Source organism: Sphingobium sufflavum (genome assembly GCF_021403115.1).
In the GTDB taxonomy this organism is placed as follows: Bacteria; Pseudomonadota; Alphaproteobacteria; order Sphingomonadales; family Sphingomonadaceae; genus Sphingobium; species Sphingobium sufflavum.
Genome location: NZ_JAJSSH010000010.1, coordinates 88,632 through 96,515 on the forward strand (window position 1 = coordinate 88,632; position 7,884 = coordinate 96,515).

12 protein-coding genes are annotated in these 7,884 nt (G+C 64.7%); 3 read left to right on the forward strand and 9 right to left on the reverse strand.

Annotation, left to right across the window (positions count from 1 at the left end):
* Nucleotides 1-71 precede the first annotated feature (71 nt).
* Together LWE61_RS14880 and LWE61_RS14885 are read left to right on the forward strand one after the other, a co-directional pair.
* Complete coding sequence (locus LWE61_RS14880; RefSeq protein ID WP_234151439.1) at nucleotides 72-293, forward strand: hypothetical protein; 222 nt, start codon at nucleotides 72-74, stop codon at nucleotides 291-293.
* Nucleotides 294-477: 184 nt separating this feature from the next.
* Nucleotides 478-936: a hypothetical protein gene (locus LWE61_RS14885; RefSeq protein WP_234151440.1), complete on the forward strand. Its 459-nt coding sequence runs from the start codon at nucleotides 478-480 to the stop codon at nucleotides 934-936.
* Nucleotides 937-1,198: 262 nt separating this feature from the next.
* Here LWE61_RS14885 and LWE61_RS14890 read toward each other — a convergent pair whose 3' ends face one another.
* Nucleotides 1,199-1,648: a hypothetical protein gene (locus LWE61_RS14890; protein WP_234151441.1), complete on the reverse strand. Its 450-nt coding sequence runs from the start codon at nucleotides 1,646-1,648 to the stop codon at nucleotides 1,199-1,201.
* 142 nt (nucleotides 1,649-1,790) lie between these two features.
* On the opposite strand from LWE61_RS14890, the gene LWE61_RS14895 reads away from it, so the two are divergent.
* Nucleotides 1,791-2,096, forward strand: coding sequence for an SOS response-associated peptidase family protein (locus LWE61_RS14895; RefSeq protein WP_234151442.1), 306 nt, complete (start codon nucleotides 1,791-1,793; stop codon nucleotides 2,094-2,096).
* 15 nt (nucleotides 2,097-2,111) lie between these two features.
* Here the strand turns inward: LWE61_RS14895 and LWE61_RS14900 are convergent, their stop codons facing one another.
* From LWE61_RS14900 to LWE61_RS14935, 8 genes are read right to left on the reverse strand one after another with little or no spacing between them, the layout of a single operon-like run.
* Nucleotides 2,112-2,960: a right-handed parallel beta-helix repeat-containing protein gene (locus LWE61_RS14900; RefSeq protein WP_234151443.1), complete on the reverse strand. Its 849-nt coding sequence runs from the start codon at nucleotides 2,958-2,960 to the stop codon at nucleotides 2,112-2,114.
* Nucleotides 2,957-5,863, reverse strand: a complete 2,907-nt coding sequence (locus tag LWE61_RS14905) for a hypothetical protein (protein ID WP_234151444.1) — start codon at nucleotides 5,861-5,863, stop codon at nucleotides 2,957-2,959. Before LWE61_RS14905 ends, LWE61_RS14900 begins: the two co-directional genes overlap by 4 nt.
* 3 nt (nucleotides 5,864-5,866) lie before the next feature.
* Nucleotides 5,867-6,160, reverse strand: coding sequence for a hypothetical protein (locus LWE61_RS14910; RefSeq protein WP_234151445.1), 294 nt, complete (start codon nucleotides 6,158-6,160; stop codon nucleotides 5,867-5,869).
* A gap of 10 nt (nucleotides 6,161-6,170) precedes the next feature.
* Nucleotides 6,171-6,404 (reverse strand): hypothetical protein, encoded by a 234-nt coding sequence (locus LWE61_RS14915; protein ID WP_234151446.1) that lies wholly within the window; start codon nucleotides 6,402-6,404, stop codon nucleotides 6,171-6,173.
* Entirely contained in the window at nucleotides 6,361-6,711 is a 351-nt protein-coding gene (locus tag LWE61_RS14920; protein ID WP_234151447.1) for a hypothetical protein, read from the reverse strand. Before LWE61_RS14920 ends, LWE61_RS14915 begins: the two co-directional genes overlap by 44 nt.
* A complete protein-coding gene (locus LWE61_RS14925; protein WP_234151448.1) occupies nucleotides 6,708-7,262 on the reverse strand; it encodes a glycoside hydrolase family 108 protein in 555 nt (184 codons plus the stop codon). The genes LWE61_RS14920 and LWE61_RS14925 overlap by 4 nt, the downstream gene beginning before the upstream one ends.
* On the reverse strand, nucleotides 7,259-7,405 hold the full coding sequence (locus LWE61_RS14930; RefSeq protein ID WP_234151449.1) for a hypothetical protein: 147 nt from the start codon (nucleotides 7,403-7,405) through the stop codon (nucleotides 7,259-7,261). The genes LWE61_RS14925 and LWE61_RS14930 overlap by 4 nt, the downstream gene beginning before the upstream one ends.
* A complete protein-coding gene (locus LWE61_RS14935) occupies nucleotides 7,398-7,772 on the reverse strand; it encodes a hypothetical protein (RefSeq protein WP_234151450.1) in 375 nt (124 codons plus the stop codon). Before LWE61_RS14935 ends, LWE61_RS14930 begins: the two co-directional genes overlap by 8 nt.
* Nucleotides 7,773-7,884 lie beyond the last annotated feature (112 nt).

Below are 7,884 nucleotides of genomic sequence, written 5' to 3' on the forward strand. Positions count from 1 at the left end.
CCAGCGCCGGGCAAGGATCTGTGTGCGGCGCATGCCGAAGCATTCGAAAAGTGGAAGCGGGATCGGCAACCATGAGTCTCGATCTGAGCAGCGAATTTGAGAATATCGTTACAGCACAGGTGACGCGCTTCACTGCATGGGCGTCGAAAAACTGGCAGCTCGACAGCAAGGACGAACTGGAGATGCGGCGGCAGGGTCATTCTGCGGACTATCTTGCAGGCTATAATGCTGCCTTGGACGGACTTCAGATGGCGATTGAGGTATGGATCGATGAGGGAGGGCCTTCATCGTGAGCCGCTCCTGTATAGTCACCGCCTGCGAGGGCGAGGTAGGCCACGGCCAACGTATTTGCCGTACCCACTATGCGAAGCTGTCCGGCCGCACTCGGTCACGCCTGTCGTTGACCGCCCGGAACCGACGGTCTGACGTCACCGATGAGATATGGGACCGCGCACGGCGCGAGATTGAGGGAGAAGCATGAGCGTCGAGAATATCCGCGAATTGCGCTGCGACCGGTGCGGCGAGGCGGTCACGCTTCGGAGCCATGAGGACACCCCAACCCCTTGGGGGCAGCTCACTGTCCTGCGCGGCTTCCGGGGCGATCAGTCGGACGATCTTTGCACGGCATGTGTGGACAGCCTCAAACTGTGGTTTTCCGCCGCTGACCAGCCGCCAACGATCGCAGAAGCGTTGCCGATGGAGCCTGCGCCCGCGCCTCTGGCGCTCGGACCCACGGCGGAGCAGCACCGGGCGGCTGTCGGTATCGTCATCGCGCAGATGCGCGCCCAGGTCGCATCCGTACTGGAGCTGAGCCTATCCCTGAACCTGCCAAAGGACGCCGCTCAGCCTTTTCCGATGTCGTACGAGGGCATTGAGGAGCGCGCGCAGGTGGCGGTGGACACGCTCTTGATGCTGTTCGAGCCGGTCGCTGCATGAAACCCCGGCGTCCGCGACATGAACCCAGCCGACCGTGGGAGCCGCATGAGGACGAGAAGCTCGCAGAGATCACGCGGATAGGGTTGGATAATCATTGGTGGCCTCTGGCTCTGCCCGACCGGGGCTATCATGAAATCGACGATCGGCGGCGCGCGCTCGACATTCGCAAGGCCCCACTGCTTTGATCGACGTCACACCGTCGCAACCCGCTTGACCGAATCACGCCGAATGTTCTCATCTTGTTCTCATGGGAACGAGAAAGTCACAGCGGTTCATTTGGGCAGGCGCTGCCACGGTAGGCGCGATGATCCGTGAGGGATGCGTGGTGCAGGCGACATGCACGGACTGCGGCGGTGTCGCGCCCATTGATCTGCATAAGTTGCTGGCTACCAAAGGCCCGGATTACAGCCTCGTCAATCGCCACTGCCGCTGCCGTCTGACCGAGGGATGCGATGGCTGGAACCGGTTCCTTTACCTGCGGGGTGTGATGGTGCCGCTGTGGACCGTTGAAAGAGCCGATGACGTGTTGCGCCAGGAGCGAGCCATGCGGGAGGAGGCGAGGGCGTTTGGCGTTTCGTTTGACTTCTCGACCACCCCGCGATTGTATCCCGCCATGTGCAACAGAGCAGAGCGCGGCGACACCCATCATATCCGCACGCTGTTTGGCGCTGCGATGCTGCGGGAGTTCAACGATGGCCCGCTGGTCGTTCATCCGAAAGAACCCGGCGTCGTGGTTCGTCAGCAGGACGGGCAACTCGTCGTGGAGCAGATGACATGGGGCTTTCCGGTGTCGCTGGCGAGCAAGCGTGATCCCCACCGCTCGATATGCGGAGGCCGTGGGCGAAAAAGGGCGCATGACGGAGACGTGGCTATCGGTGACGGACCAGCCTGTCTTCGCATGGGCGGGCCTATGGCGGGAGTCCGACGAATGGGGCACCGTCTATACGGGCGTCATGACGGCCAACGCTCCAGAGCTGGCCCACATCCATGATCGCTCGCCCGTCATCATCGATCCTGTCGACTGGATGACCTGGCTTACGGCACCGCTGCCGGATCTCTATCAGTTCGACCGGCCATATCCGGCCGATCGTATGATCGTTGAAGCGACGGAAGTCCCATGGTTCCAGCGACCAGTAGCGCCACCGACGGCGCGATCATAGAATAGTTCGTCGGTTCTAGCAGCTCCCGTCAGGGCGCTCGTCCTGCACATCGTTCCCGCACCGCCGCGCAAGGCCGGGCCGGATTACGGCCTTGTAGATCGACCCCGCGCCGCGCGTGACCTTGTTCCACTCGATGCGGCACTCCCGACATTCGCCCAGCGTGATCGTGTGGGGCGTGGTGACGGCGATGCGGTTGGCCCGCGCGGTGATCCGCTCGAGCGGCGCGTCACCGGCCGTGTCGAACTGCCCAATGCCCTGCATCGCGCCCGACAGCTCGTTGTTCTCGATCAGCGCGTCCGTGACGCCGTTGCGCATCTGCACCCCATCGGCGTGGAACCCGTCGGTCCATGTGCCGGCACAGGCGCGCTGCGGCACGTTCAGCGTGACCGAGCCGCCGACGCGGCACTCGGTTGGCTTGCCGATCACGTCGGCGAAGCGGTTGCGGACGACGGTCAGGCCCGCGACCCGGCTGGCAATGATCCCGTCCTCGCCCAGCAAGAGGAATCGGCTGTCGGCGATAGTCACTCCGGCCGCCTGATCGATGACGATGCCCTTCTTGGCGTCCGTCACCAGCGCGCCATCGATGCGGATGCGTCTGCCCGCGATCTTGATGGCATAGCCGTTCGGTCCCAGCGCCATGGCACCACCGGTCGCGCGGTAGGTTCCCGACCGCAGCCGCCAGCCCGCTCCGGTGATGACCAGACCACGCAGGGTGGACCCGCCCAGATTGAGCGTGGTCTGTTTCGGCATATCGCGGGCAATGCGGACACCCGCGCAATCGCTGCCCTTTGCCACCGATATGGTGCTGCCGGGCGCGGCGGACGCCAGCACGGCGGCGAGGGTGGCGCAAACCACGGCGCTCATGCTGCACGCTCCCGAACGCCAGCCGCGCCTGTGCCGTCATCGAGACGCGGAAGGCCATACAGGTCGAAAGGCATTGCAGCACGCCCGGCCGGGACGCGATTGAGTAGGGGGCTATCTACGCCATCGACGGCCAGCGTCTTGGGCCGATAGTCCCCGCGCGACGACAGCGCGCCGCCACCCGTCGCCGCCTTGTACCAATCGCTGTAGTTGATCGCGATGGCACCAAGCCGGCTGTTGCGCTCCGGCAAGAACGCGGTCGCGTCGCCCAGCGTCGAATTGCCCTGCGCGTCGCCCGCCATAACGACGCCGATATGGCCGACCTGGTGCCGCATTCTCCAATTGCCGGTGCGCAGCGGCTGGCGGCCATAGGGAATCCCATTCACCTGGCCTATCGTCTTCCACAAGGCTGGGTTCGGCAAATCGCCAGCGACCGAAAGCGGCATCTCAGCAACAGCCTGATACCAGACACGGCTGGCGGTGGTCGCGTTGCCGTCATGGACCAGATAGCCCTTGGGGTAGAAGCGGCCCGCCGCAAAGGGAACATCGACCGGGGTTTCCGGTGCGTAGAACCCTTCCGTTTTGGTGTTGAACGACGGGACGGCGCAATAAAGGAGCGTCATCTCCGCGACTTTGTGCAGATAGCCCTGATCGTTATAGTCGACGTTCAAGCGCGCTTTTGCCTGATGAGCGCGTGTTGGCGTGACCGCGTCGAACCCGCCATCCGACCCGCAATAATGCATGTCGATGTTCGTCATGTCGGAGAGCGTTCCGTCGCCGCCGATGCGGAATGACGGCTGGCTTGCTGCGCCAGCCTGCCGCACGAAGACATTGGCGAAGCCCATGCCCATGACCGTGGATTGCTCGCTTCCGCACAGCGCGATCGCGGAAGACGTGTTGCCGTCGACCGTCGTCTCGACGTTCGTGAAAACATGCCCGTCGACCTTGTGGACACCGGCCAGCGTGATCTGACCCTGACCGCCAATAGGAAGATTGTCGAAACGGCACCCGGCGGCAAAAACCGGGTACATCATTGGGCCGATAGTGTCGTTGTGATACCAACTCCCGACCATTCGTTGGGTGACTTGCCATGTCCCCATATAGCCCGCGCCGGTGATGCCTGCCGCGCCGGTCACATTGGCATGCTCGACCCGAACGTCCGACCGGAAGCCGAACCGCCAGATTGCATTGTTGGCACTGCCGGACCCGATCCGCTCGAAAATGTCACAGTCCCACAGCGTCATATGACTGAGGACATTGGCAATGCCCGTCACGACAGAGCCGGTTACGCCGTCGACCACGATGTTGTTGACGTTGGACGAGACGCCCTCGCTGTCGACCATGATGTTGTGGAACTCGACCCGGCGGCTGATCGCGCGCGAGGCGGGCGCACTGCCATCCGGCAGTTCGCCGCGCATGCGGCATAGCTGCGAGGTCGCGCCCGAAGCTGCCACGATGTGCAGCGGGACCAGCGTCCCGCCCGTCGTGGCCGCCCGGACGGAATAGGCACCGGTGTTGCCGCCACGGACCGAACCGGCAACGTCGCGCAGCATGATGAAGCCGCCGTCAGGGTCGTTGTGCGCCAGCCCGCCGCCGCGCGCGTTGTTATAGGCCGCAATGGCCGCTGATGCGGTCGCCATGTTGGCATAGCTGGCGGCGCTGCCGGGGTCTGCCGTGGTGCCGACCTGGACCGCAGGGGCCGCGCCCGCCGTGCCATCCTGATTGACCCACGCATGTACCGCCGAATATTTGCCTGCATAGTCGCGGACGAACGGCAACTCCTGCTCGACCAGGGCGGACGGGAACGCCACGCCCTCTACCCAGCTATCCCACGCCTCGCCGACGAACGGATAGACGCGGACGCGGATGCCGCCACCGCCATCGGCCAGACCGGCACCGCTGACCGCGACGCGGTAGCTGGCGGCAGGGAGACCAGAAGGGAGGCGTCCCGCCTCTGGCGTGTACGCGCTGCGGCCCATAACCTGCGTGCCGGCCGCCGCACCATCGACCCCGGCGACGCGCGCCCACATCTCAACCTTGTCCCACTGGCGACCCGCACGCGGATAGCGGTGCGTCCCGGTCACTTCGACATCAAGCGTGCCGGCTGCGGTCATCCGCTGGTGAGGCGGTGTCAGGATGCGGACCTTGGGCTTAGGGTATGCGCGGCTGTCGTTGCGGACGACGCCCGCATTGACGACGATCTGGGCGGAGCCTTCGATAAAGCCTGCCGCAAAGGTGAAGACGACATCGACGTCCGGCTGATGGACCTGTTCGTCCAGCGTCACATAATAGCTGTTCGCCCCGGCAGGCAGGAACGTGAGGTGATTGCCGCCCGATGACCATGCGCGGCGAAGCAGTCCGGTGCCGCGTGCCGTATAGGCCCGTGTCGTCGGCGCGCCGTTGGCAAAGCCCTGCTTGCCCATGCTCACGACGAGCTTGCTCCAGTCCAGCGGGATCAGGCCGTCGGCAAGCGTCACCTTCACCACCCAGCCGTTCGTGGGGAGCAGGATGGGGTCGCCAGCGGCAAGGATGGGGGAGGTGGCAGCCGCGAGATCAAGCAGGTTGCCCATCACCTCGACGCCGACGATGGCGTTCGGTGGAGGGAGAACGACGGCCTCAGCCGTCAGTGCGAGGCTCCATGGTATGACGACGCCGTCAGCCCCGGTGGCCGTGCCGTTGATGTTCTGGGTGTTCCCCGCCCCGATTGCTGTCGTTGCCGAGATGACGCCGGTCGCGACATTCAGGGTAAGATTGTTGCTACCGCCCGCCTTTGCATAGGTGACGGGAGCCTTGAGGCCAAAGAGGCCGAGCGTGCCCAGAACGCCGGATGCGCTGGCAACCTTGCGGGTGAGAACCTTCGCGCGCGGTGAGCCGCCGGAGGTCCGGTTGGGGAGAAAGCCGCCCATGGATCAGGCAACCTCAGCGCAGGCAATGACCATGCCGCTTTCCAGCCACCAGACTTCAACCGACCCGGCCGGGAAACGAGCGCCGCCATTAGCGTTGGCCAGTCCAGTGCCAGCGCGCACCCGGCAATCGGTCGTGGCGTAGATGCGATAGAGGCCCGGTCGGGTGACGGGCGCGCTGACCGCTGCATTGACCTCGAACATGGACCCTTCTGCCCCCTGCGGCTGCGCCGCCAGCGCATCTAGGGTGTCGTTCTGATCGACTGGGCGGCGGCCATGCGGCGTCACTTCAATGGACATGACAGGATTCCTACTTGGTGGAGGCGGCGAAGAAGTCGGCCAGCCAGTGGAGCTTTTCGTTGGCGGCGGTCAGCGCGGCGTCATAGGCCCGCAGCAGCGAGCCATTCTGGCTGTCGCTGAGGCAGCGACGCGCGGGATTGTCAGGACAGGGTACGTCCCCGTCCGGGATGGCCGGATAGGGCGTGGGTTCGGTGCGGGTGCTATCGGGCAGGCTGAGCCGCCCGCTGGCGGCGCAGCTCGTCAACGACAGCGCCAGTAGCGGGGCCAACAGGGCGGGCCGCGCCGACCGGATCGTGCGACTGAGCTGATTGCTGGGCATCGTGCAAATCCTCCTCGTTGCGCCGGGCGACATCCTGCCGGGCGGCGGAGTTGATGTTGGCGGCGCGCTCTGCACCGAGCGTACGGACCGCTGTGTCTGCGGCCTGCCGGGCGTCGTGGTCCCTGATGACGGCGGCGTCGTGCCGAGCGAACCAGACCAGCACAGCGGTCAGGATCGCGCCCGTGATCGCAATGCCGAGAGCGGCGCGGCCCAAGACGGGCGACGGCATCATGCGGCTACCCGCGTACGCATCCAGCCGTAGGTGAAGTCCTCGTTGGCTTCCCGCGCGCGCGTGATGGTCTTGTAGCGTTCGCCCTGCGAGCAATTCAGCGCGGCGACCATGACCTTGTCGGCTTCCGCTCCCCGTGCCTTGCGATAGGCCGTGAGGGCACGGATCGTCTCACCCTGTGGCCGTATGTCCCCATCTTCCTTGATGTCAGGATAGAGCTTGCCACGCTGGTTGAAGGCGTTGAGCCATTCCTGAAGCCAAAGCGCGGGCCGGGCGACGCCCAGGTTCACGCCGGAATCGAACAGCTCAGCACCAACGGCAGGACTGATCTCGGCGACAGCGGCAAAGCCAGGCTTCACGGCATATTCCGTGTAATAGATCCTGACGGCTGTTTCCCGCGGCAGGTTCCTCATCGGGCCGACGTAGCCGTTTGCCACCGCCACGCGCTTTGTGATGCCCCACATCGTTTCTCCGCCTGGATCTGACGGATGGTTGGAATAACCACCCTCCACGCCGATGGTCCGATTGATGATCGCGAGAATGACCGGATTCATGAGCGTTTTCCTTTTTCGCAAGATCGGTGCCGCCCTGCCTGCCGCTGCTTTTCGAGCTGATAGGCGTGGTAGAGAGCGACGCCCGCACACGGCACGCTGACGACGACGCTCAGAACGGTGAGAATCTCGACGAACTCAGGCACCGCTGGCCTCCTCTCCGGGAAGGGAGATGCCGAGGCGCTTCAACCTGTCCCGGTACAGAAGTTGGGCACCATGCAGCAGCAGCGGAAATCCGACGGCGCCGAGCGTCATCGAGATCGGCACGGCCGCGATGGGATTGAGGGCGCCGTAATAGACCGCCACGACGCCTATGGTGGCGAAGGCAGGCAGGGCCGAGATTTCGGAATAGGCGCTCCAGCGCCGACGGCGTTGCCAGCGCGAAAATTCCGCCGGATCGCTGGGCGGCTCGGCGGCCAGTCCCCAGAAGACGGCACCCAGCTTGCCCCCGATTACCGTGGATGTGGCCACGATGCACAGGAACCAGAGCCAGACGGACTCGCGCAGCTCCATGGGGTCAGCCATGGCGGGCAGCGGTCTGCGGAGAGGGGGGAAATCGCGTCACGGTTCGGCCTCGTCAAAGGACCGCACTCATGCGCGATAGATGTCTGAACGAACTCTAGAG